We start from the raw sequence: 26,490 nt of genomic DNA on the forward strand, positions 1-26,490 counted from the left end.
CAGGGCCGCGGCGACTGGCCCAATGGCGACATGAGCCGCAGCCGTTTCACCGTCCAGCGCCTGGTTTGGCGCGATCATCTCCTGGCTGAAGTGACGCTGCCTAAAGGGACGCTGCGCATCACGTTGGGCCTCGGCTCGGGCCTGGCGAGCCTGGCCGGCGACCGCAGCGGCCGCCTGTGGGCCATCGGCGACCGCGGTCCCAATCTGAAGATCCGCCAGGCAGTCGGCGACTACGGCCTCCACCACCTGGCGAGGCTGGCGGACATCGACGGCGCCAAGGTCATGCCGCGGCCGGATATCGGCCCGACCATCGCCGAGTTGAGTGTGGAAGGCGACGAAGTCCGCTTCATTCGCGCTCTGCCATTGCTCACACCGTCCGGGCGGCCGCTGTCGGGCCTGCCGATGCCAGGCGGCGGCGAGGCGCAGATGGAGCCGGCCTTCGATCTCGATGGCCGCCTGATCCCCGCTGATGGCGGGGCGGACACCGAGGCGCTGGCTGTGTTGGCCAACGGCGGCTTCTGGGTTGCTGACGAGTATGGCCCTTCGTTGCTGCGGGTGGACGCGGACGGGGTGGTCATCCGCCGATGGGCGCCGGAGGGGGCGCAGGGCGCCTGCGACCCGCCGCTGGAGACGATCCTGCCGGCGATCGCCGGACGCCGCCGGTTGAACCGCGGCTTCGAGGCGCTCAGCGTTTCCGGCGACGAGGCCTGGCTTTACGCGACCTTCCAAAGTCCGCTGGAGCATGAGGACGATGACGGCCGGGCCCGGCATCTGCGGATCTGGAAGATCGACGCTGCGGGCGGCGCGGTCGCGGCTCAGTACGTCTATCCGCTGGACGCGCCTTCCAGCTTCGAGCGCGACCGCCAGGACGGGAAGGTCAAGCGACGGGACCTGAAGGTCTGCGAGACCGCGTGGCTGGGCCCCGATCGGTTGCTGGTGCTCGAGCGGATCTCAGCCACGGCCAAGGTCTATGTTGTCGATCTGTCCGGGCCAGGCGCGTCCGCCGAGCATCTCACGCTGGAGGCGCGGCCGACCCTGGAGCAACTGACGACCAAGGGCCTTGCGGCGGCGGGTGTGCCAGTCCTGGCCAAGACGCTGGTGTTCACCACCGACGATGCGCAGGACATCGACGCCGATCTGGAGGGCATGGCGGTCCTCTCAGACCGCCAACTGATCCTGGTCAACGACAATGACTACGGGATCGAAGGCGCGGAGACGAAGTTCTACCGCGTGACCTTCGACGAGCCGGTGCTGACCTAGGCGCCTAGCGCCTCAGGCGCGACCGCTTCCAGGTCGGCTGCTCCGTCCATGACGCCGTCCGCCAAGCCGGAAGCCTGGGCGAGAACCTGCCCGGCATAGACCCGCGCCAGGGCCGCCTTGCTCTTGGACCAGTCGTCGCTGGCCCCCGAAACGGCGAGCGCCTGCCGGGCCAGGACCCAGCCGCCGATGACATCGCCGGCCAGCTTCAGATAGGGCGTGGCGCCGGCCAGGGCGTTGGGGCCCTTGTTCTTCAGCAGCCAGTCGGTGGCGCGCTCCAGCGCGGCGACACCGGCGTCCAGTCGCGCGGCGACTCCGTCCAGGCCGGGCGCGGCGGACAGCTCGCCAACCGTGGCGTGCATGTCCGCGCAGAGGGCGTCCATGACGCCGCCGTTTTCCATCGGGACCTTGCGGCCGACCAGGTCGATGGCCTGGATGCCGTTGGTGCCTTCGTAGATCGGCGCGATGCGCGCGTCGCGATAGTGCTGCGCGGCGCCCGTCTCCTCGATGAAGCCCATGCCGCCGTGAACCTGCACGCCCATGGACGCGACCTCGACGCCGATGTCGGTCGACCAGGCCTTGGCGATCGGGGTCAGCAGCTCCTGGCGGGCCTTGGCGGTGGCGCGCTCGGCCTCGCTAGGCGCGAGACGGGCGGCGTCGGCCAGCACGCCGGTGATCATGCAGATGCCGCGGGCGGCCTCGATCTTGGCCTTCATCAGCAGCAGCGAACGTCGGACGTCGGGGTGGCCGTAGAGCGGGGCGGGATACTCCGCCGACCACACCGCGCGGCCCTGCTTGCGCTCCTGAGCGAAGGCGAGAGCCTGCTGGAACGCCCGCTCGGCGATGGCCACGCCCTGAACCCCGACCTGCAGGCGGGCGGCGTTCATCATCACGAACATATGGGCGATGCCGTTGTTGATCTCGCCGACCAGCTCGGCCTTGGCGCCTTCGAACAGCATCACGCAGGTGGGTGAGCCGTGGATGCCCAGCTTGTGCTCGATTGAGCCGGCCCGCAGCTCATTGGCGGCGCCCAGACCGCCTGCGTCGTTGACGAGCCGCTTGGTGGCCAGGAACAGCGAGATGCCCTTCACGCCGGGCGGGGAGTCGGGCAGGCGGGCCAGCACCAGGTGGCAGATGTTGTCCGCCGCGTCGTGGTCGCCCCAGGTGATGAAGATCTTCTGGCCGTAAAGGCGATAGCCGCCATCGCCGTCCGGCTCGGCTCGGGTCGTAACGGCCGCCAGGTCCGAGCCGGCCTGCGGCTCGGTCAGGTTCATGGTGCCGGTCCATTCGCCCGAGACAAGCTTGGGCAGCACCAGCCGCTTCTGGCGCTCCGTGCCGTGCAGGTCGAGCGCCTCGATGGCGCCCTGGGTCAGCATAGGGCAGAGGCCGAAGGCCATGTTCGAGGCGTGCACCATCTCGAACACCGCCAGTTCCATGGCCTTGGTCAGGCCCTGGCCGCCGTGTTCCGGGTCGGCCGACAGCGAGTTCCAACCCCCGGCGACAAAGGCTTGGTAGGCGCTTGCAAAGCCCGGCGCGGCGATCACCTGGCCGTTCTCGTACTTGGCGCCGACCTGGTCGCCCTTGCGGTTGAGGGGCGCGAGCTGCTCCTCGGTGAACGCGCCTGCCGCTTCCAGCACCGCGGTCACGGTGTCCTCGTCCAGCTCCGCGAATGCCTTCGAAACGAGCGCTGGATGCCCCGCGATCTGCAGGGACAGAGCAAGGTCACGGACAGGCGCGCGAAAGGACATGCGGAGCTCCAATGAATGCTGATCTCTTTAGGCCAGCGACAGGGCGCCTCCAAGCCTTCACGGCTTCGTGCGTGTGGGGCTACTTTGCGCTGAACTGAAGCTCGACCATCTGCAGTCCACACCGCCAGTCAGGGATTACGAAGCCGCATGTCCGCCAACCGCGCCCAGGCGCGCTACAGCACTGTCGCCATCGTCCTGCACTGGCTGATCGCCGCGGCGATTGTCTTCCAGATCATCCTGGCCTGGCGGATGGACGGGAAGACACCCGAGGGCTTCGCTCTGGTGCAGTTGCACAAGTCGGTGGGGATCACCGTGCTGGCGCTGAGCCTAGCCCGGCTAGCCTGGCGGCTGACCCATCGTCCGCCCGCGCTGCCGGCCGGCATGGCGGCCTGGGAGAAGCTTCTGGCCCACGTCGCCCACGTCGGGCTCTACGTGATCATGATCGGCATGCCGATCACCGGTTGGATCATGGTCTCCACCAGCCGATTCCAGGTGCCGACGGTGCTCTATGGCGCGATCCCCTGGCCGCACGTGCCGGGGCTGGGACATCTGGCCGATCCGGCCAAGAGCGCCTGGAACGGCTTTGGTCATACGGGGCACGAGGTGCTGGCCTGGGGCGCCTACGTCCTGATCGCGCTGCACGTGGCTGGGGCCCTGAAGCATCAGCTGTTCAGCCGCGACGAGCCGGTGCTGGCCCACATGGCGCCGGGCGCCAAGCCCGGGCGCTGGTTCGACCCGCGGCTGCTGGCGATTGCGGTCGTCGGGCTGGGAGTGGCCGCCGCTGCGACGGCCATTCGTCCCGCGCCGCCGGCCTCCAAGCCGCTGCCGCCGCCGGCCGCCGTCGAGGAGCCTGTGGCCGCCGAAGCTCCAGTCGCGGCTGCCGCGGCAGTCCCGCTCGAGGCCGCGCCGCCGGCTGCGGCCAGCAGCGAGCCCTCGGCCTGGAAAGTTGCGGGCGGATCAAGCTTAGGTTTTTCAACCACTTGGGGTGGGCAGGCCATCGAGGGGCGGTTCGATCGCTGGACCGCGGACGTTCTCTTCAGTCCGGACGCGCTGGATAAATCCAAGGTGAGCGTCAGCATCGACCTGGCCTCTGCGGTCACGGGCGACGGCCAGCGCGACCAGTCGCTGCAGGGGCCGGACTGGTTCGACGTCGCCAACAACACCAAAGCAACCTTCTCCACTACGCGCTTCGAGAAGACCGGCGAGGGACGCTATGTCGCCCACGGTCAGCTGAAGCTGCATGGGGTCAGCAAGGCCGTCCGGCTGCCGTTCAGCCTGAAGATCGAGGGCGACAAGGCGAGCGTGCGCGGTGTAACCAGCCTCGACCGCACGGCCTTTGGCGTCGGACAGGGCGAGTGGAAAAACACCGATCAGATACCGGCCGAGGTGAAGGTCAGCGTCAACCTCACGGCGACGCGCCGATAGAGGCCGCTATCGGCGCCTTGCGGGCCGGCGATCTCATCATCCTGCCGACGGAGACGGTCTATGGCCTGGGCGGCGACGCGTCGGACCCGCGGGCCGTGGCGGCGATCTTCGAAGCCAAGGGCCGGCCGAGCTTCAACCCCCTGATCTCGCACGTCGCCGACCTGGCGGCCGCCGAGAAGATCGCGATCTTCGACGAGCGAGCGCGGGCGCTGGCCAAGGCGTTCTGGCCCGGTCCCCTGACCCTGGTGCTGCCGATCGCGCCAGATACGCCGGTCAGCGAGTTGGCGCGGGCCGGGCTGGACACCGTCGCGGTGCGCGCGCCCGCCCATCCGCTGGCCCGAGCGGTGCTGCAGGGCTTCGGCGGACCGGTGGTGGCGCCCTCCGCAAACCGTTCGGGGCGGCCGAGCCCGACCAACTACGCCGACGCGATGGAGGAGACCGGCGACAAGGTCGCCGCGGCCCTGGACGGCGGCCCATGCGAGGTCGGCCTGGAGTCGACCGTGGTCGCGCTGCTGGACCAGCCACGGCTGTTGCGGCCAGGTTCGGTGACCCGCGCGCAGATCGAGGCGGTGATCGGCCCGCTGGCCGAGGCGGAGGCCGACGCCAAGCGTTCGCCGGGGCGTCTGGCGCGGCACTATTCGCCCAAGGCGCCTGTGCGGCTCAATGCGGCGGCTGCCGAACCTGGCGAGGCGTATCTGGCCTTTGGTCCGGGCGAGCATCGCTGGAACCTCAGCCCGACCGGCGACCTGCGCGAGGCCGCGGCGCGGCTGTTCGCCTATCTGCGCGACGCCGACCGTACGACGCCGACCGCCATCGCCGTGGCGCCCATTCCGCAGGACGGATTGGGCGAGGCGATCAACGACCGCCTCAAGCGCGCCGCGGGCTTTGTCGGCTAGACGCCAGGGGATAGATTGAGGCCATGACCGTCTCCGTCCCCGCCGATGTCCTTTCACGCCTGAAGGCGGTGCTCGGTGAGGGCGGCTGGAGCCAGGATCCGGACCGCCTCGCCCCAAAGCTGGTGGAATGGCGCGACCGCTGGCAGGGCGAGACGCCGTTCCTGGCCTTGCCGAAGACCACCGAGGACGTGGCCGCCGTGGTCGGCATCTGCGCGGAGGCCGGCGTTCCCATCGTGCCGCAAGGCGGCAACACCGGCCTGGTCGGCGGCCAGATCCCGCTGGGCGAGGTCCTGCTCTCCACCGAACGCATGCGGACGATCCGTGACATCGACGCCTTCGACGACGTGCTGGTGGCGGAGGCCGGCGTGACCTTGCAGGCGGCGCACGACGCGGCGCTGGAGAAGGGCCGCCGCTTCCCACTCGACATCGCCTCGCAGGGCACGGCGACGATCGGCGGCATCGTCTCGACCAACGCCGGCGGAACCGCGGTCCTGCGCTACGGCAACACCCGCGACCTGGTCCTGGGCCTCGAGGCGGTGCTGCCCAACGGCGAGATCTGGAACGGGCTGAAGCGCCTGCGCAAGGACAACACCGGCTACGACCTCAAGCAGCTGCTGATCGGGGCGGAGGGCACGCTGGGCGTGGTCACCGCCGCCAGCCTGAAGCTGTTCCCGGTGCTCGTGTCGCGGGCGACCGCCATCGCCGCCGTCGACAACCCCGAGGCCGCAATCCAGCTGCTGGCCCGCGCGAAGGACGAGGCCGGCGGCGCCGTGGAGGCGTTCGAGCTGATGGGCCGGCGCGGGGTCGAGTTTGTGCTCAAGAACATCCCGGACCAGCGCGATCCGCTCAGTGAGATCCACCCCTGGTACGTGCTGATCGAGATCGCCTCGGGCGAACCGGGCGCGGCCGAGGCGGCGATGGAGCGGCTGCTCGGCAAGGCGCTGGAGGCCGGGCTGATCCGCGACGCGGCGGTCGCCCAGAGCGAGGCCCACGCCAGGGCCTTCTGGTCGGTGCGCGAGAACCAGTCGCCGGGTCAGAAGCCTGAGGGCGCGACCTGGAAGCACGACGTATCGGTCCCGGTCAGCCGGGTGGCTGATTTTCTGAACCAGGCGACGGCGCGGATGGAGGCCCTGGTTCGCGGCGCGAGGGTGACCGCCTTCGGACATGTCGGCGACGGCAACATCCACTACGACGTCATCCGGCCCGACGGCGGAGACGACGCTGCGCACTCGGCGTTGCGCAGCGAGGGATCTCGCATCGTCCACGACATCGTCGCCTCGATGGGCGGCTCGATCTCGGCCGAGCATGGGCTGGGGTCGATGAAGACCGAGGAGGCCCGGCGCTACAAGTCGCCGGTCGAGGTTGCGGCGCTGTCGGCGATCCGGCAAAGCCTGGACCCCAAGCGGATCATGAATCCGCGCGTCCTGTTCTGAGTCTCCCATGCTGATCGTCATCTCTCCCGCCAAGGCGCTCAACTTCACGCGGCCGGACGGCGCCGCGCCGATGACGACGCCGGAGATGGGGGAGCACATCGCCGAGCTGGCGGTGACGGCCAAGAAGCTGAAGGTCGCCGACCTCAAGAAGATGATGGACCTGTCGGACAACCTGGCGACCCTCAACCGCGAGCGCTTCCAGGCTTTCGACCCCGCCATGGAGGACGGCCTGCAGGCGGCCTTCGCGTTCAACGGCGACGTCTATTCGGGGCTGAAGGCGCGGGAGCTGGACAAGAAGGGCCTGGCCTACGCCCAGAAGCACCTGCGCATCCTGTCGGGACTCTACGGCCTGCTGCGGCCCCTGGACGCCATCCAGCCCTATCGCCTGGAGATGGGCGTGCGGATCAAGACCAAGCGCGGAGGCAGCCTCTACGACTTCTGGGGCGACCGCATTTCGACGGCGCTGAACCAGGCCGGCGCCGGCCACAAGGACCGGACCCTGGTGAACTGCGCCAGCCAGGAATACTTCGGTGCGGTGGACCTGAAGGCGATCAATCTCCCGGTGGTGCACACGCGGTTCTTCGAGGAGAAGGACGGCAGCTCCAAGATCATCTCGTTCTACGCCAAGAAGGCGCGCGGCCTGATGGCCCGCTACGCCATCGACAATCGGATCGAGCGGGCGGAGGATCTGAAGTCCTTCGACACCGAGGGCTACCGCTTCCAGAAAAGCGCCTCGAGCGACACCGAGTGGGTGTTCTCGCGGCCTCAGCCGCCGCCGGTCTCAGCGGCGAAGAAGAAGGACTGACCGCATGGCCGTCGACTATGGGCTGCAGGGCCATGTGGCCGTCATCACCGGGTCCACCAGCGGGATCGGGCAGGCGCTGGCCGCTTCCCTGGCCGAGCAGGGGGTGAACGTCATCCTCAATGGTTTCGGCGACCCGGCGAAGATCGAGGCCGACCGCGCCGCGCTTCAGGCCCGCACCAATGCGGCCGTCCGCTACCATGCCGCGGACATGACCAAGCCGGACGAAATTACCGACCTGATCAACTACGCGGTTCGCGAGTTCGGACGGCTGGACATCCTGGTCAACAACGCCGGCATCCAGCACGTGGCCCCGGTCGACGAGTTCCCGCCGGAGAAGTGGGACGCGCTGATCGCCATCATCCTCTCCTCGACCTTCCACGCTAGCCGTGCGGCGATCCCGATCATGAAGTCCCAAGGGCGCGGGCGGATCGTCAACATCGCCTCGGCCCACGGCCTGGTGGCCTCGCCGTTCAAGGCCCCCTACGTGGCCGCCAAGCACGGTGTTGTCGGATTCACCAAGGGCCTGGGCGTCGAGCTGGCGCGCACCGGCATCACCGCCAACGCCATCTGCCCCGGCTATGTGAAGACGCCGCTGATCGAGGCGCAGATCGTCGATCAGGCCAAGACTCGCGGCATTCCCGAAGATCGGGTGATGGAAGAGGTGATCCTGGCCGCGCAGCCGACCAAGCAGTTCGTCGAGTACGACCAGCTGGCCGGCATGCTGCTCTATCTGGTGTCCGACATGGGCGCCTCGGCGACCGGCGCGGCGATGGTCGTGGACGGAGGCTGGACAGCGACCTGATCGCGCCAGCCGGGGGGCGGTTTAGATGGAACTCAGCGTCCTCGACACCTCGGTGAGGTTGGCGGCGGCGGGCTGCTTCACAGCCACCGCCATCGCCATCGTGGCTTCCCGCGCCAGGGGCGCCATGGCCTGGGCTGGGCCGATCTTCTTTCTCGCCGCCACGGGGCACGCGCTGTTCAACTGCGCGCTCCTGCGCGACACAGGCGACAATGTCGGCTGGCTGGTGACACTCACCTGGGCGCTGTCGACCCTGGGGGCCTGCTTCTTCTGGTTCTTCGCGATCGCGTTGTTCGAGGACGAGCGGCCGATCCCGTCCTGGGGGCTCGGCGTCCTGGCGACGCAAGTCCCGTTGGCCTGGATCGGCCGCTTCTCGCCTTATCCGGTGGACCGGATCGCCTGGACCGGCTTCCACCTGCTCTCGTTTGCGGTTGTGGCGTTGGCGCTGGCCGAGATCTGGCGCGGAGGGCGCGGCGACCTGGTCGAATCCCGCCGCCGGCTGCGGGCGCCGATGATGGCCGCCGCGGCCGCCTATGTGCTGCTGACGGTGGGGACCGACCTTGCCGCCACCTACGGCATGGCGGTTCACAACATGCGGCTTGCGCAGGGCAGCGTGCTGTTCCTGCTGTCGCTTTGCGCCGCGGTGGTGCTGCTGCGGCTCGACCCGCTGCTGATCGCCCAGGCCTCGCGATCGCGTCCGACGCCGGAGCCCGCCGACGCCGGGGCGCTCGTTCGTCTCGAGCAGGCGATGGACAAGGACGAGGTGTGGCGGCGGGAGGATCTGACCATCGGCATGTTGGCCGCCCACGTCGGCCTGCCCGAGCATCGGCTGCGCAAACTGATCAACGGCGAGCTTGGTCATCGCAACTTCGCAGCCTTCGTCAACGCCCGGCGGATCGCCGCGGCCAAGCGTGCGCTACGGGATCCGGCGCAGGCGAAGGCCTCGGTCTCGACCATCGCCTATGAGCTGGGCTTCGCGTCGCTGGGCCCGTTCAACCGGGCGTTCAAGGACCTGACCGGGGTCACACCCACCGCATGGCGGGCCTCGCCGAATTCGGAATTTCTCGCCGAAACCTGAAAAGGCGCGCCGTTTCCGCAATCGGCGAGACCGGCCGCGCCACCGAAGGGAAGTTCGGGCGATCGTTCACCGAGGAACCCGCCCCATGCCCCAGCTCGACCTGCCGCCCGTCGTCCTTCAGTGGCTGCACAACATGCAGAACGACCTGACGCGCTACGTGATCTTCGCCATCGGAACCTGGCTCGTCCTCTGGGTCGCGCTGGCGCCGCTGCTGCGCGGCCGCAAGATCCGTGAGGCGACGCCGCCGGCCCGCCAGCTGCTGACCGAGTTCGCCTGTTCGATCAGGTCGATCGCCATCTTCTCGACGGTGGGGCTCATCACCATCGTGCTGGCGCATATCGGAGTGCTGAACGGTCCGCGCCTGGCCGCCAGCCTAGGCCCCGCGTGGTTCTGGACGAGTCTGCTCCTGATGGTGGTCGCCCACGACGCCTGGTTCTACTGGACGCACCGCCTGATCCACGACCGCCGGCTGTTCCGCACGTTCCACCGGCGCCACCACCGGTCCAACAACCCGTCGCCCTTCACCGCCTACAGCTTCGACCTGGGCGAGGCGGCGATCAACGCGCTGTTCGTGCCGATCTGGATGCTGGTCGTTCCAACCCGGTGGGAGGTGGTCGGCCTCTTCATGCTGCACCAGATCGTGCGCAACACCATCGGCCACTCTGGCTACGAGCTCTTTCCCGCCGCCAAGGACGGCAAGCCGCTGCTGCCCTTCCTCACCACCGTCACCCACCACGACCTGCACCACGCGCAGGCGGGCTACAATTACGGGCTCTATTTCACCTTCTGGGACAAGGCGATGGGCACGGAGCATCCGGACTACGAGGCGCGGTTCGCACAGGCGGTCGGGCGCAAGACGTCGGTGGAGCAGCCGGCCTGAGGCGGGATGGAGCGGCGACCTGAGGCCGCCGTGCCAATCGCCCTACTACTTGAAGGTCAGTTCGCGGGCGCTCATGCCGCCGCGCAGAGTCCGGAGGGACTCGCGAGAAATGGCGGCCTGGTTGCCCTTGATCACGCTGCCGAAGGCCTTGGCCTGGATGGCGTCTTGCTCGTCGAGGCTGCGATCGAAGACGGCCATGTTCTTGAACTGGACCAAGAGGATGACGTCCGGCTCACCGTCTCGCGGGTTGTCGATCGACAGGATGCGGTAATCGAGGACATCGCCGCGCTTCTTGTTCTCTTCCTGGATGGCGCGCCAGGTGGTGTTCACATAGGCCATGTAGTCGTCGAACATACCGGGCTTGGTTTCGACATAGCCGATGGTCCAAACCGGGCCGAGGTCATAGGTTCTCGCGGCGTTCTGTGCCTGAGCTGATGTGCCGAGGGCCAAGGCGAGTACAGCCGATACAAGGATAGTTTTCACGCGCAACTCTCCCTTGTCTGTCGCGCGTCCGCCGCGCGAGGAGCACCCTGCGCCGCTGAAGTATGGATAACAACGTTATCAGAGTTGCGGAGTTCTAGCGCGGGCCAAAGTCAGGACTAAAGCGGATGTTGTCGCGTTCGAGCCCGTCGATCACCACCTGGGCGCCGCCGCTCTTGATCATCCATTCCAGGCGGTGGTCGCGGTATTCGCGCTTGAACAGCCCCTGACGCACCAGCTCTGCGACATTGGGCATGGCTGCCGCGCGGGAGGAAGCCGCGGCTTCCTCGGTTGTCTGGGCCACAGACGGGCGGGCGTTGGCCCTGGCCAGCCAGTCGCTGAGCCGACTGCCCTTGTCGGGCGGCAGGCCATGGCCGACCGAGCCGTTGAGGTAGGGCACAACGGCGAGATCGCCCCAGCCGAAGGTCTCGCCGTTGAACCAGGTGCGCTCGCCGAGCTGGCCCTCCAGCCATGCGAACCAGCGGCGTGTCTGGCTGGCGGCGCGGGCCAGCAGGGTGCGCTCCAGCTCACCCGCGGCCCGGCGGAACCAGCGGATCTCCGACAGGCCCCAATTGATCGCCTCGAAGTGGGTGTCCATGGCCTCTTCCAGCATCCGCACCCGGGCGCGTTCGGCGGGGGAGGCGGGCAGCAGCGGCGGGTCGGGCCAGCTCTCCTCGATGTATTCGAGGATGATGGTGGAATCGAAGATCGCGGCGTCGCCGTCGACCAGGGCGGGCACCTCGGCGCGTGGATTGGCCTGGAGGAATTCGCCTTGCGCGCCGCCGGCTCCGAGGCCGCCGGGCGTCAGGGTCTCGAACGGCTGGCCCTTCTCGCGCAGGGCGATCTTGACCTTCTGGGCGTAGGGCGACAGCGGGTGGTCGTAGAGCTTGAGCATGGTTGGCTCCTGCAGCGTTGATCTGATCGAGCCCGGTTGCCGGTCCGGAAGTCAATCGCGCCGTCTTGACGGCCCCGGCGTAAGCACGGCTCCCTGCTTCCCAACAATCGTTTGAACGAGAGGGAGGCGACCCATGGCCTACAAACCATTCGACCTGACCGGCAAGGTGGCGCTGGTGACCGGCGGCAACGGCGGCATCGGCTTCGGCATGGTCGAGGCCATGGCCCAGGCGGGCGCCGACATCGTCATCTGGGGCTCCAATCCGACGAAGAACGCCGACGCCGAGGCCAAGCTCAAGGCCACCGGCGTGCGGGTGCTGACCCAGGTGGTCAATGTCGCCGATGAAGAGGCCGTGCGAGCGGGCATGGTCGAGGCGGTGGCCAAGATGGGCCGGGTCGACACCGTGGTCGCCAACGCCGGCATCGGCGGCGGCGCCAAGTCGTTCGCCGAATTCGACACCGCCACCTATCGCAAAGTGCTGTCGGTAAATCTGGACGGGGTGTTCTTCACCTTCCGCGAGGCCTGCAAGCACATGGTCGAGCGCGCCGGCCAAGGCGACCACGGCGGCTCGCTGGTGGCGATCTCCTCGCTCTCGGCCCTGGACGGCGCAGCCCGCAACGAGGCCTACGCCGCAACCAAGGGCGCGCTGATCCCGATGATCCGCGCCATCGCCGTCGAGCACGCCCGCTACGGCGTGCGGGCCAACTGCATCCTGCCCGGCTGGATCGCGACCGACATGACCGCCGGCGCGCAGGACAACGACAAGTTCAACGACAACGTCATCAAGCGGGTGCCGATGCGCCGCTGGGGCAAGCCGGCCGACTTCGGCGGCATGGCGGTCTATTTCGCGTCGGACGCTTCGGCCTTCCACACAGGGGACTCGGTGCTGATCGACGGCGGCTACGCCATCTTCTGACGGCTGTCTAACGTCGGGTCATGGTTCCCATGGCCCGCGGCCGGCGCCATCCTCCCGACCATAAGAATTCGGGAGGAATACGATGAGCCTGCATACTCCGCTGTGCGACCTGCTGGGTGTGAAGCACCCGATCATGCTCGCCGGCATGGGCGGCGTGTCCTACGCCGAACTGGTGGCGGCGGTCTCCAACGCGGGCGGCTATGGCGTGCTGGGCATGGCCGGGCGCACGCCGGAGTTCATCCGCGACGAGATGCGCAAGGTCAAAAGCCTGACCGACAAGCCGTTCGGCGTCGATCTGCTAGCCGCTTCGCCGGAGAGCCTGACCGCCTCGGTCGAGATCATCATCGAGGAAGGCGCCTCGTCGTTCGTCGCCGGGCTGGGTATTCCGATGCCGATCATGGAGCGGCTCAAAAAGGCCGGGCTCAAGGTCATGGTCGTCTGCGGCGCGGTGAAACACGCGGTGAAGGCCGAACAGGCCGGCTGCGACGCGGTGATCTGCCAGGGTGGGGAAGGCGGCGGCCACACCGGCCTGGTCGGCACCATGCCGCTGGTCGCCCAGGCGGTGGAGGCCGTGAAGATCCCGGTGGTCGCGGCCGGCGGGCTCTATGACGGCCGCGGCCTGGCGGCGGCGCTGACGCTGGGCGCCACCGGGGTCTGGATGGGCACCCGCTTCATCGCCTCGCAGGAGGCCCACGCCGGCGAGCTGTACCGCGAGGCGGTGCTGGAAGCGGCCGACGAGGACACCGTCCGCACCCGTTCCTATTCCGGCAAGCCGATGCGGGTGAAGAAGAACCCCTATGTCGAGGAATGGGAGACCCGGCCGCAGGACATCCAGCCGTTCCCGATGCAGGCCATGCTCTCGAGCCGAGCTGGCGTGATGGGCGGCATTGGCGGTCAGATCGAGGGCCTCGATCCGGAGAAATCCTGCTTTGCGATGGGGCAGTCGGCGGGCGGCATCCACGAGGTGCTGCCGGCCGCGCAGATCGTCGCCAACCTGATCAAGGAAGCCGAGGCCGCCATCGACCGCACCGCCAAGCTGCGGTCCGCAGTTCCCGCCTAGGCCTCGAACGAAGGCGCCCGCCCTCGCGAGGAGGACGGGCGCCAGCGTTGCGGCGAAAGGGGTGTGCGCCTTCCGCCGGTAGTCCGGACTACGCGGCGACCTTGGCCGCAATCTGGGCCACATGCCGGCCTTGGTAGCGCGCGCCGTCCAGTTCGTTGGCGCTGGGCTGGCGCGAGCCGTCCCCGCCGGTGATGGTGGAGGCGCCGTAGGGGCTGCCGCCGGTGATCTCGTCCAGTCGCATCTGGCCGGCCCAGGCATAGGGCAGGCCGACGATCACCATGCCCTGGTGCAGCAGCTGGGTAATGGTCGAGATGATCGTGGTCTCCTGGCCGCCGTGCTGGGTGGCGGTCGAGGTGAAAACCGAACCGACCTTGCCGACCAAGGCGCCCTTGGCCCACAGCCCGCCGGTCTGATCCCAGAAGGCGGCCATCTGCGAGGCCATGCGGCCGTACCGGGTGCCGACACCCAGGATGATGGCGTCGTAGTTGGCCAGATCATCGACGGTGGCGACCGGCGCTTCCTGGTCGAGCTTGTAGCCCGAGGCCTTGGCCAATTCGGCTGGCACCGTTTCCGGCACGCGCTTGATGTCCACGGTCGCGCCGGCTTCACGGGCGCCTTCGGCGACCGCCTTGGCCATGGCTTCGATGTGGCCGTAGGTCGAATGATAGAGAACGAGCACTTTGGTCATCAGGCGGTTCCTGGCTGTGGGAAAGGGCGGCCCGGACGGGGGAGCGTCCGGGCCAGTTTGCGTCAGGCGGCATCGACGAGGACGAGTTCAGCGTCCTCCAGCGCGGTGACGCGGATGGTGTCCACGTCGCGGATGGCCAGGCCGTCGCGGGCCTTGGCCTTGACGCCGTTGACCTCAACCGAGCCGGTGGCCGGCACGAGGTAGGCGTAGCGGCCTTCGCCGAGCTGATACTCGGTGGTTTCGCCTGCCTTCAGCGTGGCGCCGGAGACGCGGCCGTCGGCGCGGATCGGCAGAGCGTCTTCGTCGCCGTCGACGCCGCTGGCCAGGGTCACGAACTTCCCGGCGCGGTCGCCCTTGGGGAAGGGCTTGGCGCCCCAGGAGGGCTCGCCGCCGGCCTTGGTCGGCAGGATCCAGATCTGGAACAGCGTCGTGTCTTCGTTCTCGACGTTGTACTCGGCATGGCGGATGCCCGAGCCGGCGCTCATCACCTGCACGTCGCCCGCCTCGGTCCGGCCCTTGTTGCCCAGGCTGTCCTGGTGGGTGATCGCGCCGCTGCGGACGTAGGTGATGATCTCCATGTTCGCATGCGGGTGCGGCGGGAAGCCGGAGTTCGGGGCGATCTTGTCGTCGTTCCAGACGCGCAGGGCGCCCCAGCTCATCCGCTTGGGATCGTGGTACTCGGCGAACGAGAAGTGATGCTTGGCGTCGAGCCAGCCGTGGTTGGCGCCGCCGAGCGTGTCAAAGGGTCGAAGGTCGATCATCGTCGTATCTCCGGGGACGGGTTTGCTTGGGCCGTCCGTTCGAGAAATAGGTAGCGATCCCTGGGGATTTAGAAATAGAAACGATAGAAACGGACCGTTTCCAAAATCGTCATGTCGAAACTCCCTGATTTCGAAGCCTGGGCCATCTTCGCAAGGGTGGCCGAGACCGGCTCCTTCGCCCGCGCGGCCGAGGAGCTGGACCTTTCCAAGGCGACGGTGTCGAAGGCCGTCAGCCGTCTGGAAGCGCGGCTGGGGGCCGGGCTGTTCCATCGCACCTCACGTCGGTTGTCGCTGACCGAGAGCGGCCGGGCCGCCCTGGAGCGCGCCAGCCGCATCCTCGCCGAGGGCGAGGCGGTGGAAGCCGAGACCGCGGCGCAGTCGGCGATCCCGCGCGGAATGGTCAGGCTGGCGGCGCCGGTCTCGTTCGGCCTGCTGCACATGGCAGACATCCTGCCCGACTTCCTGGCCCGCTATCCGGAGGTGTCGCTGGACGTGAACCTGGCCGACCACAAGGTCGACCTGGTGGCCGAGGGCTACGACCTGGCGGTGCGCATCGCCCAGTTGCAGGACTCGTCGTTGCTGGCGCGCAAGCTCTGCGACATGCGGGTCATGCTGGTCGGGGCGCCGCGCTACTTCGAGGCGTTCGGCAAGCCCGAGCACCCGCGCGACTTGGCCGACCACCGCTGCTTCACCTACGCCAATGTCGAGAACCCTGGCCTCTGGCGGTTCACCGGCCCGGACGGCGAGGAGCAAAGCGTGGCGGTGGATGGGCCTATGCGGGTCAACGGCTCCGAAAGCCTCAGCGCCTCGCTGCGGGCGGGCCTGGGGGTGGCGCTGCAGCCGGAGTTCATCTGCTGGCGGGACCTGAAGGAGGGGACGCTGGAGACCGCGATGTGCGATTGGCGCCCCCCAACGCCGGCCCTGCATATCGTCAGCCCGCCGGGGCGGCTGCGGCCGGCGCGGGTGAAGGTGCTGATGGAGTTCCTGGCCGAGCGGCTGGCCGCCGCGCCCTGGGAGACCGGTCTCTAGCCGCCGACGACGTAGGCCTGCGGATCGCGGTTGAACTTGCCGAAGGTGGTCAGGCAGCTCTGCCAGACGCCCAGGTGCTGTTTCATGTCCGCGGCGTTGAGGCGCGAGGTGAGCATGACCGCGTACATCACGTTGCTGCGTCCATCGTCGGTCAGGTAGCCGCGGCAGGCGACCTGGGTGCGGTTGAAGACGTTGATCTGCGCCAAGGTGGGGCCGCGGCGCTCGAAGGCGGTGGAGAAGGCGAGCGCCTGACAGGCCTTGCCCTTGGCGTCGCAGTCGACGAACTGGGCGCCGAACTTTCCGCCCGGCGTGACGATGTCGAGCACGACTATGTTCTTGTCGCCGGAGATCACGCTCGCCTGCGCGTCCATGCCGGCTAGCAGGGTGACCAGGGCGGCGGGGTCGCGCGCGTCGTAGGCGGCGCCGCTGGTCGCCGGCTTGGCCGCTGCGGGCTTGGCCGGCTTGTCGGCGGCCAGCGCGGGCGATGCGGCCGCGAGGGCCAGAACCAAGATCAACACGCGCATCCGGGACGCCTCCAGACCAGGAACAGACGGCTAAGCCGCGGACCTGCTGGTGACAAGGCCGCCCGCGCGGATTTAAGTGCGGCCCATGCGCCCGGCCCTTCTGATCGCCATTGCGATGACCGCGAGTTCCGCGCCGGCCCTGGCGCAGGACCGGACCGCGGACATGCGCGATACGCTGGTCGGCCTGACCCGAGTGTTGGGGGAGAGCCATGCGCTGCGGCAGGCCTGCGAGGGCTCCGACGATCAGTACTGGCGTTCACGGATGAACCGGCTGCTGGAAACCGAGAGCCCTGACGAGGAGCTCGAGGGGCGGATGAAGGCCAGCTTCAATGCCGGCTTTGCCGAAACCCGTAGGCTCTATCCGTTCTGCGGCGACGGCACTCGCCGCGCTCAGGGCTTGGCGGCGGCGCACGGCCAGGAACTGTCGACGACCCTCTCGCACGCCAGATACCGCACCGGGGTGGCGCCGGTGACCCCTGAAGAGGAGGGCGTGACGGCCGAGCCTGCTCCGGGCTAGTGTGCCCCTGTTCTCGGGGAGGTTGTCATGGAACTGGCTGCAGTCGTCGTCTTGGTGATCCTGGCGCTAGTGATCCTGTTCGGGGCGATCAAGATCGTTCCACAGGGCCGAGAGTTCACGGTCGAGCGGTTCGGCCGCTACACCCGCACCCTCCCGCCCGGCATCAGCTTCCTCACCCCGTTCGTCGAAGGCGTCGGCCGCCGGGTGAACATGATGGAGCAGGTGCTGGACGTGCCGCGCCAGGAGGTGATCACCAAGGACAACGCCGTGGTCCAGGTCGACGGCATCGTCTTCATCCAGGTGATGGACGCCGCCGCCGCCGCCTACCGCGTCGACAACCTCAACTACGCGATCGCGCAGCTGGCGATGACCAACCTGCGAACCGTGGTCGGGTCGATGGAGCTGGACGAGGTGCTGTCGCAACGCGACCAGATAAACAGCCGGCTGCTGCACGTCATCGATTCGGCGACCAGCCCGTGGGGCGTGAAGGTCGCACGTATCGAGATCAAGGATCTGATGCCCCCGCCGGACATCACCAACGCCATGGCGCGCCAAATGAAGGCTGAGCGTGAGCGGCGGGCGGTGATCACCGAGGCCGACGGCGAGAAGTCCGCCGCCATCGCCCGAGCGGAAGGCGCCAAGCAGGCGGCCATCCTGGAAGCCGAGGGCCGCCGCGAGGCCGCTTATCGCGACGCCGAGGCCCGTGAGCGCGAGGCTGAGGCCGAGGCCAAGGCCACCGCGATGGTCTCCGAGGCCATCGCCCGCGGCGACGTCAACGCCATCAACTACTTCGTCGCCCAAAAGTATGTGGAAGCCTTCGGCAAGCTGGCCGAAAGCCCGCAGCAGAAGACGGTGATCGTGCCGGCCGAGATGTCGGCCCTGGTGGGGTCGCTGGCCGGGGTCGGCGAGTTGGTCAAGACGATCCGCACCGACGAGCCGCCGCGTTCCGCGCCGCCGCGGACGCGAGGCGCCGTGCCGCCGACGGGGGTCTGACGAGATGGCCCTGGTCGAATTCTACCTCGAACACGGATTCTGGGTCTGGGTCGCGCTCGCCGCCGCCATCCTGGCGCTGGAGATCGCCTTTGGATCGGGTTGGCTGCTGTGGCCGGCGGCCAGCGCGGCAGTGGTGGCCGTGGTCAACCTGTTCACCCACAACGGCACCCTGGAGATTGGGCTGTTCGCGGTGCTGACCATCGTCACCACCTTGACCGCCCGCCGCTTCTGGCCGCGCCAGAAGCACCAGACCGTCGACATCAACGACAATGTCGCCCGGCTGGTCGGGCACCAGGGCCGGGTCACGGCCGCCTTCGTCCATGGCGCGGGTCGGGTGTTGGTGGACGGCAAGGAGTGGTCGGCGGAGTCGGTGGACGGCGCCCAGTTGGAGCTGGAATCGATCGTCGAGGTGATCGGCCTCAGCGGAGGCTCAAGGCTTCAGGTTCGGGCCCAGCGCTGATCTCTTCCAGAAAGGCGCGAAGGTTGCGCAGGAACGGCAGGGCCTGACGGAACTCGTTGTCCGTGAAGCCCTCGCGCAGCGCGTCCATCTTCCATTTCATGTCCTTGAGAATCTGCTGGTAGGCGCCGCCGCCGGCCCGGCCCATCCGCACGCGCTTCTTGCGACGGTCGCTGACGTCCGCCAGCACGACGATGAGGCCCAGCGCCTCCATCTTCTGCAGGGCGTTGGTCATCGCCGCCTTGGACAGCATCATTCCCTGCGCCAGTTCGGCCGGGGTTTGGCCGTCGCCGTTGCGATGGAAGTGCATCAGCAGTTCGAAGTGGGCGTAGGTCATCCCTGCCGGCAGATGCGCGATCACCGATAGGCGGATCAGGTGCTCGATGATCCCGATCTCGCTGAACACCGCGACGTCTGGGCGATCCTGAAGTGAAGGCGCCATGGCGTCCTCCTGAAATTCGACATCGAACAATGTTATCGTTCGATGTCGAACGGTCAAGGGCGGCGCGCGTCCTGCAGGCCCTTGCGCGCCAGTCCGTCGGCACGCTCGTTGAGCTCGTGGCCGGCGTGGCCCTTGACCCATTTCCAGGTGACGTCGTGACGCGACCGGGCCGAGTCAAGTCTGCGCCACAGGTCGTCGTTCTTCACCGGCTTGTTGTCGGCGGTCTTCCAGCCGCGCTTCTTCCAGCCGTGAATCCACTCCGAGATCCCCTTCATCACATAAGTGCTGTCGGTGTGGAGCTCGACCTTGCAGGGCTTCTTCAGGGCCTCCAGCGCCTGGATCGCGGCCATCAATTCCATACGATTATTGGTGGAGTCGGGCTCGCCGCCGCAGATCTCCTTGATGTGCTCGCCCGAGATCATGACCGCGCCCCAGCCGCCGGGCCCGGGATTCCCTGAGCAGGCCCCGTCTGTGTAGATCACCACTTCTGGGGTCACGAAGCCTCGCCGAGCAGGACCAGGTCGGGAGCCGCGCGATGAACGGCCAGCTTGCGCTCGTATTCCAGCGGATCCTTCGGCCGGACCAGCGCGCCAGGCGGCGTCGCGCCCCAGTCGTGCAGCCGGGTCAGGAAGAAGCGCATGGCTGCGCCGTGCGCCAGCACTGGCAGGGCGGCGCGTTCGGCGGGGGTCAGCGGGCGGTGGGCCTCATAGCCCGCCAGCATGGCGCGGGCGCTGGTGATGTTGAAGCTGCCGTCGGCCTCGAAGCACCAGGCGTTCAGCGCCACGGCGATGTCGTAGGCCAGGGCGTCGTTGCAGGCGAAATAGAAGTCGATGGCGCCCGCGAACTTGCCGCCCTGGTGGAAGAAGACGTTGTCCGGAAAGTAGTCGGCATGGATCACACCGCGGGGCAGGTCGGCGGGCCAGGCCGCGGCGATGCGTTCCAGGTCTGCCGCAATGACCGCCGCCAGGCCCGGCTTGAGCCCATCGGCCTCGTTCTTCAGGTTCGCGAACATCGGCCCCCAGGCCGCCTGGCCCAGATCGTTCGGCCGGCTCATCGCAAAACCGTCCGCCGCCAGGTGTAACCGAGCCAGGCCTTCGCCCGCCTCGCGGCAATGGGCGGCGGTCGGTCGGCGGACCGAGAGGCCGGGCAGGAAGGAGAAGATCGCGCAGGGCTTGCCGCGCACGCGCTTCAGCGCCTCGCCCTGGCGGTCCAGCATTGGCGTCGCGGACGGATAGCCGCGCTCGGCCAGCCAGTGGGTGAGGCCCAGGAAGTAGGGCAGCTCATCCTCACGGACCCGCTTCTCGTAGACGGTCAGGATGAACTGGCCAGCCTCCGTCTCCAGCAGAAAGTTGGAGTTCTCCACGCCTTCGGCGATCCCTTTGAACGCCAGCGGCGCCCCGAGATCGAAGTCGGACAGGAGGGCGTTCAGCTCCTCGTCGGAGATATCGGTGTAGACGGCCATGCTGGGGCCGGGATGCGGGAGCGCGGCCGCGCCGTCAAGCGTCGGTCGTCAGCTTTCGCGGCAGCTTGAAGCTCACGGTCTCGCGGACGGTCTCCACATCCTCGACGGTGACGTCGAAGACTTCGCCCAGCCGATCGATCAGGCCCTGGACCAGCAGCTCGGGCGCCGAGGCCCCGGCGGTGACGCCCACGCTGGAGGCGCCGTCCAGCCAGGCGAAGTCCAGACCGCTGGCGTCGTCGATCAGATAGGCGCCCTTGGCGCCCGAACGCTTGCCGACCTCGACCAACCGCACCGAGTTGGACGAGTTGGCCGAACCCAGCACCAGCAAGACGTCAGCCTGGGCGGCGACCTGCTTCACCGCGTCCTGGCGGTTGGTGGTGGCGTAGCAGATGTCTTCCTTGTGCGGAGCGGCGATGTCGGGGAAGCGTTCGCGCAGCGCCGCGACGATCTCGGCGGTGTCGTCCACTGACAAGGTTGTTTGGGTGGCGAAGGCCACGTTGGTCGCATCCATCGGCGTGTAGGCCCGGGCGTCCTCGACGGTCTCGATCAAGGTGACGGCGCCGTCCGGAAGCTGGCCCATGGTGCCGACCACTTCGGGGTGACCGGCGTGACCGATCAGCACGATCTCCATGCCGGCGTCGTAATGCCGCTGGGCCTCGACGTGGACCTTGGAGACCAGCGGGCAGGTAGCGTCGAGATAGAGCATCTGCCGGGTCTTGGCCTCGGCCGGCACCGACTTGGGCACGCCGTGCGCCGAGAACACCACCGGGCGATCCGTTGGGCACTCCGACAGCTCTTCGACGAAGACGGCGCCCAAATCCTTCAGGCGCTCGACCACGTGGCGGTTATGAACGATCTCGTGGCGGACATAGACCGGCGCGCCGTACTTCTCGATCGCGCGCTCGACGATCTGGATGGCGCGGTCGACGCCGGCGCAGAATCCGCGCGGCGTGGCCAGCAGGACCTTGAGCGGACGGCGGGGGCGGGGCTCTTGCAACATGGGCCGCAAACTAGGCGTTCGGGGCCGCGTTCGCCAGCCGCGTTGCGGCCTCAATCGATAGCCATTACTAGGGGCGTGCACGCGCAACGCCCGCAGGGGCCCGCGCCCTTTCTCTTTGGACGACCCTGATGCGCCGTTCCCTGATGCTGTTCGCCGCCGGCGTGATCCTGGCTGGAAGCGCCGTTCCTGAACTGGCGGCGGCTCAACGCCGTCCGAACGACCAGCAGAAGCAGGAACAAGAGGCCGCGAAGAAGAAGAAGCGCGACTCCGAGTGGAGCGACGTCCAGGCCCCGCTGCCGCAGCTGCGCAACGCCGGCCCATGCCCCTATGTGAAGGTGCTCTACGACGCCGCGCGCTATGTCGAGTTCAAGGACAACCGCGAGGCCTCGGCCAATGTCGGCTTTACCGGCGAGATCCAAGGGATCTCCGCGGGCTGCCAGTACAAGGACGACGAGCCGATCAAGGTGACGATGGAAATCCTCTTCGAGCTGGGCAAGGGCCCGCAGGCCGAGGGGACTTCGAAGAACTTCCGCTACTGGGTGGCGGTGACCAAGCGCGGCGACGCCGTGATGGCCAAGGAATACTTCGATCTGCCGATCAACTTCCCGGCCGGCCAGGATCGCATCTACGCGACCGAACAGATCGCCCAGATCACCATTCCGCGCGCCTCGGTGACGACCAGCGGCGCCAACTTCGAAGTCCTGGTGGGCTTTGACGTCACCCCGCAGATGGCGGCCTTCAACCGCGACGGCAAGCGCTTCCGGCTGAACGCCGGCCAAGCCGTCGCCGGGAACACCAACGAATCAAAATGAGCGACCTGAAGAGGGGCCTGAGCGAAGCGGTCGCCACCGCTTTCGCCGCGGCGGGACTGCCGGCCGAACTTGGCCGCGTGACGCCGTCCGACCGGCCCGACCTGGCGGACTTCCAATGCAATGGCGCCTTGCCCGCCGCCAAGGTGGCCAAGCGCGACCCGCGCGAGATCGCCGCCGAGGTGGTGGCCAAGCTGAGCGGTGATCCGCGGCTGGCTTCAGTCGAGGCCGCGGGCCTCGGCTTCATCAACATGCGGGTCAGCGACCAGGCGCTGTCGCAGCGGGCCAACGAAATCGCCGTCGATCCGCGTGTCGGAGCCCTGCAGGTTGCGACGCCCCGCAAGGTGATGGTCGACTACGGCGGCCCCAACGTCGCCAAGCCGATGCACGTGGGGCACCTGCGCTCCTCGATCATCGGCGAGTCGATCAAGCGCATCTATCGCTTCCGCGGCGACGAGGTGATCGGCGACGCTCACTTCGGCGACTGGGGCTACCAGATGGGCCTTTTGATCGGCGCCGTGTCCGACGAGGACGGGCAGATCGCGGCCGTAGTCCAGGCGCTGAACGGCAAGTCCGAGGTCAGCGCGCAGGAAGAGGCCGAGGCCTCCGCCCTGTTCGACAAGGTCACCCTCGGGGACCTCGACCGGCTGTATCCGCTGGCCGCGGCGCGCGGGAAGACCGAGCCGGAGTACCGCGATCGCGCGCGCAAGCTGACGGCCGAGTTGCAGGCCCGCAAGTCCGGCAACTACCTGCTCTGGCGGCACTTCGCCAAGGTCACCAAGGTGGCCCTGGAACGCGACTTTCACGCCCTCGGCGTCGACTTCGACCTCTGGAAGGGCGAGAGCGACGTCGACGACCTGATCAAGCCGATGGTCGAGGACCTGGAGGCCAAGGGCCTGCTGGTCGAGGACCAGGGCGCGCGCATCGTGCATGTCGCCGGTCCGAACGAGACCAAGAAGAAGAAGCTGCCTGACGGTTCGGTAGTTGTCGTGCCCAGCCCCGACCCGCTGCTGGTGGTGTCGTCTGAAGGCTCGGCCATGTACGGCACGACCGATCTGGCGACGATCCTCGACCGCAAGCAGAGCTTTGGTCCCGACCAGGTCCTCTATGCGGTCGACCAGCGTCAGGCCGATCACTTCGAGATCGTGTTCCGCGCCGCCTACCTGGCCGGATATGCCGAGAAGGGCAGCCTGGAGCACGTCGGCTTCGGGACCATGAACGGGACCGACGGCAAGCCGTTCAAGACCCGCGAAGGCGGCGTCCTGAAGCTGAACGACATGATTGTCATGACCCGCGACAAGGCGCGCGAGCGCCTGCACGAGGCGGACCTGGGCAGCGAACTGGATCCGGACACCTTCGAGGACACCGCCCACAAGGTCGCCGTCGCGGCGCTGAAGTTCGCCGATCTGCAGAACTTCCGCGGCACTTCCTACGTCTTCGACCTCGACCGCTTCTCCAGCTTCGAAGGCAAGACCGGCCCCTATCTGCTGTACCAGGCCGTGCGGGTGAAGTCGGTACTGCGCCGCGCTGCCGAGGAGGGCGCGAGCGCCGGTGAGATCGTTGTCTCAGAGCCGGCCGAACGCGATCTGGTCCTGTTGCTCGACGCCTTCGATCAGGCGCTGATCGACGCCTACGACAAGAAGGCGCCGAACTTCGTAGCCGAGCACGCCTACAAGCTGGCCCAGGCGTTCTCGAAGTTCTACGCGGCCTGCCCGATCCTCTCGGCGGCGTCGCCGGTCAAGGCCTCGCGCCTCGCGCTGGCCCAGACCACCTTGCGCCAACTCGAACAGGCGCTGGACCTGCTGGGCATCGAGGCGCCCGCGCGCATGTAGCCCTTGGGGCGCCGGTCAGACGTCCCAGGCTTGCACGGTGACTTGGTTGCGGATGCGTCCGTGGTCCAGGTCGAGCATAGCGGTGCAGAACACCTTGGTCCCGTCGGGGTAGGCGCATGACTCGCTGAACGCCATGTGCTCGCCGTCCGCCACGGCCGTCTCCAACTGGTGGGTCATCGCCCGGCTGCAGACGTCCTGGTAGTAGCGGGCGATCTGGTCCTTGCCGCGCAATTCCATCGGCGCGCTGGGCGTGTGATCGCGGTCGATGATGTGGATTACGGCGTCTTCGTCGTAGAAGCCGATCAAGGCCGAAGCGTCCCGGCCCTCGAGCGCCAGCTTTAGATTGCCTGGTGTGATTGAGGTCATGTCGTCGCCTCCGCCAAGCCGGGCCGAAGCCTCGCGGCCGAGAGCGACCGCCGTCGCGCTTGGCGCCGGAAATCTACCACGCGGCGCCTCGCCTCGCGACGGTCGCGCACAGATCATCACAAGTCCATGCGCCTCGGAGCATGCTGCATTGACTTGCCCGCTCGCTTCGAACAGGTTCGCGCCGACTCTCGCGGGAGAGATCGGGCCCTTCGGGGTCCGGAGCCGAAGGCGCAACCGCCCCGGAAACGCTCAGGCAAAAGGACCGCGCGAGCTGATGAACGCTGGAAAGTAGCGCCGGGAGACCGGAGCTCGCCGAAGGAGCAAGGGGAGTCTTCCCCGAAATCTCTCAGGCCCAAGGACAGCGGGGGCGCGAACGTGGCGAGGGATCGATCCCGCGCGCGCTCGCGAGATCATCAGCCGGAGTCCAGTCGTGTCCGATCAGAACCTGAAGTTCACCCCGCTCTATGAAGCCCATGTGACCGCCGGCGCGCGCATGGTGCCGTTCGCCGGCTATTCCATGCCGGTCCAGTACAAGGACGGCGTGCTCAAGGAGCACCTTTGGACGCGTGAGAACGCCGGCCTGTTCGACGTCTCGCACATGGGGCAGGCGCGGCTGCGCGGAGTTTCGCCGCTGTCGGCCTTCGAGGAGGTCACGCCTGGCGACTTCATCGGCCTCAAGCCTGGCAAGCAGCGCTATTCCGTCCTGCTCAACAAGAAGGGCGGCGTAATCGACGACCTGATGGCCGCCCGTCCGGACGACGACGGCCTGTTCGTGGTGGTCAACGGCGCCTGCAAGGACAACGACTTCAAGGTCATCGACGACGAGCTGGCCGGCCAGGTGCGGATTGAACGCCTAGAGGACCGCGCGCTGCTGGCGCTGCAAGGGCCCAAGGCCGCCGAAGTGCTGGTCGCCCACGCGCGGGAAGTCGCAGGCATGGTGTTCATGGACGCCCGGTCGATGAGCGCGTTCGGGACCGACGCCATCGTCTCGCGCTCAGGCTACACCGGCGAGGACGGCTACGAGATCTCGGTGCCGGCTTCGGAAGCCGCACGCATCTGGAGCCTCTTGCTGGCCAACGAGCGCGTGCGTCCGATCGGCCTGGGGGCCCGCGATTCCCTGCGCCTGGAAGCGGGCCTGCCGCTCTATGGCCACGACGTCGACGAATCCGTCAGCCCGATCGAGGCGGACCTGGGCTTCGCCGTCTCCAAGAAGCGTCGCGACGCCCGCGACTTCCCGGGCGCGGCTCGCATCGCCAAGGAACTGGCCGAAGGCGTCAGCCGCAAGCGCGTCGGCATGGTGGTGCTGGAAGGCGCCCCTGCCCGCGAGGGCGCAGAGATCGCCGATGAGGCCGGAAACGTCGTCGGCGTCGTGACGTCCGGCGGCTTTTCGCCCAGCCTGGGCAAGCCAATCGCCATGGGCTTCGTGCCGCCGGCGTTGGCGCAGGCAGGTACGAAGGTCAAAGTCATCGTTCGGGGCAAGGCCCAGACCGCCGAGGTCACAGCCATGCCCTTCGTTCCCCACCGCTATATCCGCAAGCTCTGAGGAGGGCTGCCCAGATGCGTTTCACTAAGGACCATGAGTGGGTCGTCCTTGAGGGCGACGTGGCCACCATTGGCATCACCGCCTATGCCGCCGAACAGCTCGGCGACGTGGTGTTCGTCGAGGTCCCGGAGGCCGGCAAGGCCGTGAAGACCGGCGACGGTCTGGCCGTGGTCGAGAGCGTCAAGGCCGCCTCCGACGTCTACGCCCCGATCTCGGGCGAGGTGGTCGAGGGCAACGCCGCTCTGGGCGACGCGCCGGAGACGGTCAACGACCAGCCGGAAGGCTCGGGCTGGTTCGCCAAGCTCAAGGTCGCCGACAAGGCTGAGTACGAGGCGCTGATGGATCGCGCCGCCTACGAAGACTACCTCGGCACGCTTTAAGTCATCCCAGCCGCA

The 26,490-nt window shown here is 68.0% G+C and carries 28 protein-coding genes, 1 pseudogene and 1 riboswitch; of the genes and pseudogenes, 18 read left to right on the forward strand and 11 right to left on the reverse strand.

Features of this window, described 5'->3' with window-relative positions:
* The first annotated feature begins 30 nt into the window (after positions 1 to 30).
* On the forward strand, positions 31 to 1,260 hold the full coding sequence (locus tag AC1DQJ_RS13655) for an esterase-like activity of phytase family protein (protein WP_477604151.1): 1,230 nt from the start codon (positions 31 to 33) through the stop codon (positions 1,258 to 1,260).
* Here the strand turns inward: AC1DQJ_RS13655 and AC1DQJ_RS13660 are convergent.
* Positions 1,257 to 3,005, reverse strand: coding sequence for an acyl-CoA dehydrogenase (locus AC1DQJ_RS13660; protein ID WP_477604153.1), 1,749 nt, complete (start codon positions 3,003 to 3,005; stop codon positions 1,257 to 1,259). The two genes, AC1DQJ_RS13655 and AC1DQJ_RS13660, sit on opposite strands and share 4 nt — an antisense overlap.
* Before the next feature lie 147 nt (positions 3,006 to 3,152).
* Here AC1DQJ_RS13660 and AC1DQJ_RS13665 point away from each other — a divergent pair, with 147 nt between their 5' ends.
* From AC1DQJ_RS13665 to AC1DQJ_RS13695, 7 genes and pseudogenes are all read left to right on the forward strand, one after another.
* Positions 3,153 to 4,430, forward strand: a complete 1,278-nt coding sequence (locus AC1DQJ_RS13665) for a YceI family protein (RefSeq protein WP_477604155.1) — start codon at positions 3,153 to 3,155, stop codon at positions 4,428 to 4,430.
* Between the two features lie 8 nt (positions 4,431 to 4,438).
* Positions 4,439 to 5,326, forward strand: a complete 888-nt coding sequence (locus tag AC1DQJ_RS13670; RefSeq protein ID WP_477604473.1) for an L-threonylcarbamoyladenylate synthase — start codon at positions 4,439 to 4,441, stop codon at positions 5,324 to 5,326.
* Positions 5,327 to 5,349: 23 nt separating this feature from the next.
* Complete coding sequence (locus tag AC1DQJ_RS13675) at positions 5,350 to 6,759, forward strand: FAD-binding oxidoreductase (RefSeq protein WP_477604157.1); 1,410 nt, start codon at positions 5,350 to 5,352, stop codon at positions 6,757 to 6,759.
* A gap of 7 nt (positions 6,760 to 6,766) precedes the next feature.
* On the forward strand, positions 6,767 to 7,564 hold the full coding sequence (yaaA, locus tag AC1DQJ_RS13680) for a peroxide stress protein YaaA (protein WP_477604159.1): 798 nt from the start codon (positions 6,767 to 6,769) through the stop codon (positions 7,562 to 7,564).
* A gap of 4 nt (positions 7,565 to 7,568) precedes the next feature.
* A complete protein-coding gene (locus tag AC1DQJ_RS13685) occupies positions 7,569 to 8,366 on the forward strand; it encodes a 3-hydroxybutyrate dehydrogenase (RefSeq protein WP_477604161.1) in 798 nt (265 codons plus the stop codon).
* A 706-nt stretch (positions 8,367 to 9,072) separates the two neighbouring features.
* A pseudogene (locus AC1DQJ_RS13690) lies at positions 9,073 to 9,405 on the forward strand (helix-turn-helix domain-containing protein); the annotation flags it as partial.
* A 121-nt stretch (positions 9,406 to 9,526) separates the two neighbouring features.
* On the forward strand, positions 9,527 to 10,321 hold the full coding sequence (locus AC1DQJ_RS13695) for a sterol desaturase family protein (protein WP_477604163.1): 795 nt from the start codon (positions 9,527 to 9,529) through the stop codon (positions 10,319 to 10,321).
* A 45-nt stretch (positions 10,322 to 10,366) separates the two neighbouring features.
* On the opposite strand, the gene AC1DQJ_RS13700 is transcribed toward AC1DQJ_RS13695, so the two are convergent.
* Together AC1DQJ_RS13700 and AC1DQJ_RS13705 are read right to left on the reverse strand one after the other, a co-directional pair.
* Complete coding sequence (locus tag AC1DQJ_RS13700; protein WP_477604165.1) at positions 10,367 to 10,804, reverse strand: hypothetical protein; 438 nt, start codon at positions 10,802 to 10,804, stop codon at positions 10,367 to 10,369.
* Positions 10,805 to 10,898: 94 nt separating this feature from the next.
* On the reverse strand, positions 10,899 to 11,696 hold the full coding sequence (locus AC1DQJ_RS13705; RefSeq protein ID WP_477604167.1) for a glutathione S-transferase family protein: 798 nt from the start codon (positions 11,694 to 11,696) through the stop codon (positions 10,899 to 10,901).
* 133 nt (positions 11,697 to 11,829) lie between these two features.
* Here AC1DQJ_RS13705 and AC1DQJ_RS13710 point away from each other — a divergent pair, with 133 nt between their 5' ends.
* Together AC1DQJ_RS13710 and AC1DQJ_RS13715 are read left to right on the forward strand one after the other, a co-directional pair.
* Positions 11,830 to 12,612 (forward strand): SDR family NAD(P)-dependent oxidoreductase, encoded by a 783-nt coding sequence (locus AC1DQJ_RS13710; protein ID WP_477604169.1) that lies wholly within the window; start codon positions 11,830 to 11,832, stop codon positions 12,610 to 12,612.
* Positions 12,613 to 12,694: 82 nt separating this feature from the next.
* Complete coding sequence (locus AC1DQJ_RS13715) at positions 12,695 to 13,672, forward strand: NAD(P)H-dependent flavin oxidoreductase (protein WP_477604171.1); 978 nt, start codon at positions 12,695 to 12,697, stop codon at positions 13,670 to 13,672.
* A gap of 88 nt (positions 13,673 to 13,760) precedes the next feature.
* Here AC1DQJ_RS13715 and wrbA read toward each other — a convergent pair whose 3' ends face one another.
* Positions 13,761 to 14,360, reverse strand: a complete 600-nt coding sequence (gene wrbA, locus AC1DQJ_RS13720) for an NAD(P)H:quinone oxidoreductase (RefSeq protein ID WP_477604173.1) — start codon at positions 14,358 to 14,360, stop codon at positions 13,761 to 13,763.
* 62 nt (positions 14,361 to 14,422) lie between these two features.
* Positions 14,423 to 15,121, reverse strand: a complete 699-nt coding sequence (locus tag AC1DQJ_RS13725) for a pirin family protein (RefSeq protein ID WP_477604175.1) — start codon at positions 15,119 to 15,121, stop codon at positions 14,423 to 14,425.
* 111 nt (positions 15,122 to 15,232) lie between these two features.
* Here AC1DQJ_RS13725 and AC1DQJ_RS13730 point away from each other — a divergent pair, with 111 nt between their 5' ends.
* A complete protein-coding gene (locus AC1DQJ_RS13730) occupies positions 15,233 to 16,150 on the forward strand; it encodes a LysR family transcriptional regulator (protein ID WP_477604177.1) in 918 nt (305 codons plus the stop codon).
* Here the strand turns inward: AC1DQJ_RS13730 and AC1DQJ_RS13735 are convergent.
* A complete protein-coding gene (locus tag AC1DQJ_RS13735; RefSeq protein WP_477604179.1) occupies positions 16,147 to 16,674 on the reverse strand; it encodes a type III secretion system chaperone family protein in 528 nt (175 codons plus the stop codon). The genes AC1DQJ_RS13730 and AC1DQJ_RS13735 overlap by 4 nt on opposite strands.
* 85 nt (positions 16,675 to 16,759) lie before the next feature.
* Here AC1DQJ_RS13735 and AC1DQJ_RS13740 point away from each other — a divergent pair, with 85 nt between their 5' ends.
* Genes AC1DQJ_RS13740 through AC1DQJ_RS13750 form a run of 3 tightly spaced genes read left to right on the forward strand, consistent with a single transcriptional unit; the run spans position 16,760 to position 18,644 of the window.
* Positions 16,760 to 17,191, forward strand: coding sequence for a TIGR02301 family protein (locus AC1DQJ_RS13740; protein WP_477604181.1), 432 nt, complete (start codon positions 16,760 to 16,762; stop codon positions 17,189 to 17,191).
* Positions 17,192 to 17,224: 33 nt separating this feature from the next.
* Positions 17,225 to 18,184, forward strand: coding sequence for an SPFH domain-containing protein (locus tag AC1DQJ_RS13745; RefSeq protein ID WP_477604475.1), 960 nt, complete (start codon positions 17,225 to 17,227; stop codon positions 18,182 to 18,184).
* A 4-nt stretch (positions 18,185 to 18,188) separates the two neighbouring features.
* Positions 18,189 to 18,644, forward strand: a complete 456-nt coding sequence (locus AC1DQJ_RS13750) for an NfeD family protein (protein ID WP_477604183.1) — start codon at positions 18,189 to 18,191, stop codon at positions 18,642 to 18,644.
* Here the strand turns inward: AC1DQJ_RS13750 and AC1DQJ_RS13755 are convergent.
* From AC1DQJ_RS13755 to ispH, 4 genes are read right to left on the reverse strand one after another with little or no spacing between them, the layout of a single operon-like run.
* Positions 18,604 to 19,083: a MarR family winged helix-turn-helix transcriptional regulator gene (locus AC1DQJ_RS13755; protein ID WP_477604185.1), complete on the reverse strand. Its 480-nt coding sequence runs from the start codon at positions 19,081 to 19,083 to the stop codon at positions 18,604 to 18,606. The two genes, AC1DQJ_RS13750 and AC1DQJ_RS13755, sit on opposite strands and share 41 nt — an antisense overlap.
* A gap of 53 nt (positions 19,084 to 19,136) precedes the next feature.
* A complete protein-coding gene (rnhA, locus tag AC1DQJ_RS13760; RefSeq protein WP_477604187.1) occupies positions 19,137 to 19,580 on the reverse strand; it encodes a ribonuclease HI in 444 nt (147 codons plus the stop codon).
* Positions 19,577 to 20,545: a homoserine kinase gene (gene thrB, locus AC1DQJ_RS13765; protein WP_477604189.1), complete on the reverse strand. Its 969-nt coding sequence runs from the start codon at positions 20,543 to 20,545 to the stop codon at positions 19,577 to 19,579. Before thrB ends, rnhA begins: the two co-directional genes overlap by 4 nt.
* Before the next feature lie 34 nt (positions 20,546 to 20,579).
* Positions 20,580 to 21,545: a 4-hydroxy-3-methylbut-2-enyl diphosphate reductase gene (gene ispH, locus AC1DQJ_RS13770; RefSeq protein WP_477604191.1), complete on the reverse strand. Its 966-nt coding sequence runs from the start codon at positions 21,543 to 21,545 to the stop codon at positions 20,580 to 20,582.
* Positions 21,546 to 21,673: 128 nt separating this feature from the next.
* Here ispH and AC1DQJ_RS13775 point away from each other — a divergent pair, with 128 nt between their 5' ends.
* Both AC1DQJ_RS13775 and argS read left to right on the forward strand, forming a co-directional pair.
* Positions 21,674 to 22,357: a Tat pathway signal sequence domain protein gene (locus tag AC1DQJ_RS13775; protein WP_477604193.1), complete on the forward strand. Its 684-nt coding sequence runs from the start codon at positions 21,674 to 21,676 to the stop codon at positions 22,355 to 22,357.
* Complete coding sequence (gene argS, locus AC1DQJ_RS13780; protein ID WP_477604195.1) at positions 22,354 to 24,186, forward strand: arginine--tRNA ligase; 1,833 nt, start codon at positions 22,354 to 22,356, stop codon at positions 24,184 to 24,186. The genes AC1DQJ_RS13775 and argS overlap by 4 nt, the downstream gene beginning before the upstream one ends.
* A 15-nt stretch (positions 24,187 to 24,201) precedes the next feature.
* Here the strand turns inward: argS and AC1DQJ_RS13785 are convergent, their stop codons facing one another.
* Positions 24,202 to 24,552 carry a nuclear transport factor 2 family protein gene (locus AC1DQJ_RS13785; protein WP_477604197.1) on the reverse strand — a complete coding sequence of 117 codons (351 nt, stop codon included), beginning with the start codon at positions 24,550 to 24,552 and terminating at the stop codon, positions 24,202 to 24,204.
* A gap of 181 nt (positions 24,553 to 24,733) precedes the next feature.
* Positions 24,734 to 24,827: riboswitch (glycine riboswitch) on the forward strand.
* A gap of 155 nt (positions 24,828 to 24,982) precedes the next feature.
* Here AC1DQJ_RS13785 and gcvT point away from each other — a divergent pair.
* Entirely contained in the window at positions 24,983 to 26,095 is a 1,113-nt protein-coding gene (gcvT, locus tag AC1DQJ_RS13790) for a glycine cleavage system aminomethyltransferase GcvT (RefSeq protein WP_477604199.1), read from the forward strand.
* A gap of 14 nt (positions 26,096 to 26,109) precedes the next feature.
* Entirely contained in the window at positions 26,110 to 26,475 is a 366-nt protein-coding gene (gcvH, locus tag AC1DQJ_RS13795; RefSeq protein ID WP_477604201.1) for a glycine cleavage system protein GcvH, read from the forward strand.
* The last annotated feature ends 15 nt before the right edge of the window (positions 26,476 to 26,490 follow it).

Source organism: Phenylobacterium sp. P4_E10, assembly GCF_056401675.1.

Bases quoted from the DNA above. Each gene is read 5' to 3' on its own strand.
- argS (WP_477604195.1), top strand. From the start codon at position 22,354: ATGAGCGACCTGAAGAGGGGCCTGAGCGAAGCGGTCGCCACCGCTTTC.
- AC1DQJ_RS13740 (WP_477604181.1), top strand. From the start codon at position 16,760: ATGCGCCCGGCCCTTCTGATCGCCATTGCGATGACCGCGAGTTCCGCG.
- AC1DQJ_RS13675 (WP_477604157.1), top strand. From the start codon at position 5,350: ATGACCGTCTCCGTCCCCGCCGATGTCCTTTCACGCCTGAAGGCGGTG.
- AC1DQJ_RS13785 (WP_477604197.1), bottom strand. From the start codon at position 24,552: ATGACCTCAATCACACCAGGCAATCTAAAGCTGGCGCTCGAGGGCCGG.
- AC1DQJ_RS13755 (WP_477604185.1), bottom strand. From the start codon at position 19,083: ATGGCGCCTTCACTTCAGGATCGCCCAGACGTCGCGGTGTTCAGCGAG.
- AC1DQJ_RS13775 (WP_477604193.1), top strand. From the start codon at position 21,674: ATGCGCCGTTCCCTGATGCTGTTCGCCGCCGGCGTGATCCTGGCTGGA.
- thrB (WP_477604189.1), bottom strand. From the start codon at position 20,545: ATGGCCGTCTACACCGATATCTCCGACGAGGAGCTGAACGCCCTCCTG.
- wrbA (WP_477604173.1), bottom strand. From the start codon at position 14,360: ATGACCAAAGTGCTCGTTCTCTATCATTCGACCTACGGCCACATCGAA.
- AC1DQJ_RS13725 (WP_477604175.1), bottom strand. From the start codon at position 15,121: ATGATCGACCTTCGACCCTTTGACACGCTCGGCGGCGCCAACCACGGC.
- AC1DQJ_RS13665 (WP_477604155.1), top strand. From the start codon at position 3,153: ATGTCCGCCAACCGCGCCCAGGCGCGCTACAGCACTGTCGCCATCGTC.
- gcvH (WP_477604201.1), top strand. From the start codon at position 26,110: ATGCGTTTCACTAAGGACCATGAGTGGGTCGTCCTTGAGGGCGACGTG.
- ispH (WP_477604191.1), bottom strand. From the start codon at position 21,545: ATGTTGCAAGAGCCCCGCCCCCGCCGTCCGCTCAAGGTCCTGCTGGCC.
- AC1DQJ_RS13685 (WP_477604161.1), top strand. From the start codon at position 7,569: ATGGCCGTCGACTATGGGCTGCAGGGCCATGTGGCCGTCATCACCGGG.
- AC1DQJ_RS13655 (WP_477604151.1), top strand. From the start codon at position 31: ATGAGCCGCAGCCGTTTCACCGTCCAGCGCCTGGTTTGGCGCGATCAT.
- AC1DQJ_RS13695 (WP_477604163.1), top strand. From the start codon at position 9,527: ATGCCCCAGCTCGACCTGCCGCCCGTCGTCCTTCAGTGGCTGCACAAC.
- AC1DQJ_RS13710 (WP_477604169.1), top strand. From the start codon at position 11,830: ATGGCCTACAAACCATTCGACCTGACCGGCAAGGTGGCGCTGGTGACC.
- AC1DQJ_RS13715 (WP_477604171.1), top strand. From the start codon at position 12,695: ATGAGCCTGCATACTCCGCTGTGCGACCTGCTGGGTGTGAAGCACCCG.
- AC1DQJ_RS13660 (WP_477604153.1), bottom strand. From the start codon at position 3,005: ATGTCCTTTCGCGCGCCTGTCCGTGACCTTGCTCTGTCCCTGCAGATC.
- AC1DQJ_RS13735 (WP_477604179.1), bottom strand. From the start codon at position 16,674: ATGCGCGTGTTGATCTTGGTTCTGGCCCTCGCGGCCGCATCGCCCGCG.
- AC1DQJ_RS13705 (WP_477604167.1), bottom strand. From the start codon at position 11,696: ATGCTCAAGCTCTACGACCACCCGCTGTCGCCCTACGCCCAGAAGGTC.
- AC1DQJ_RS13730 (WP_477604177.1), top strand. From the start codon at position 15,233: ATGTCGAAACTCCCTGATTTCGAAGCCTGGGCCATCTTCGCAAGGGTG.
- AC1DQJ_RS13750 (WP_477604183.1), top strand. From the start codon at position 18,189: ATGGCCCTGGTCGAATTCTACCTCGAACACGGATTCTGGGTCTGGGTC.
- yaaA (WP_477604159.1), top strand. From the start codon at position 6,767: ATGCTGATCGTCATCTCTCCCGCCAAGGCGCTCAACTTCACGCGGCCG.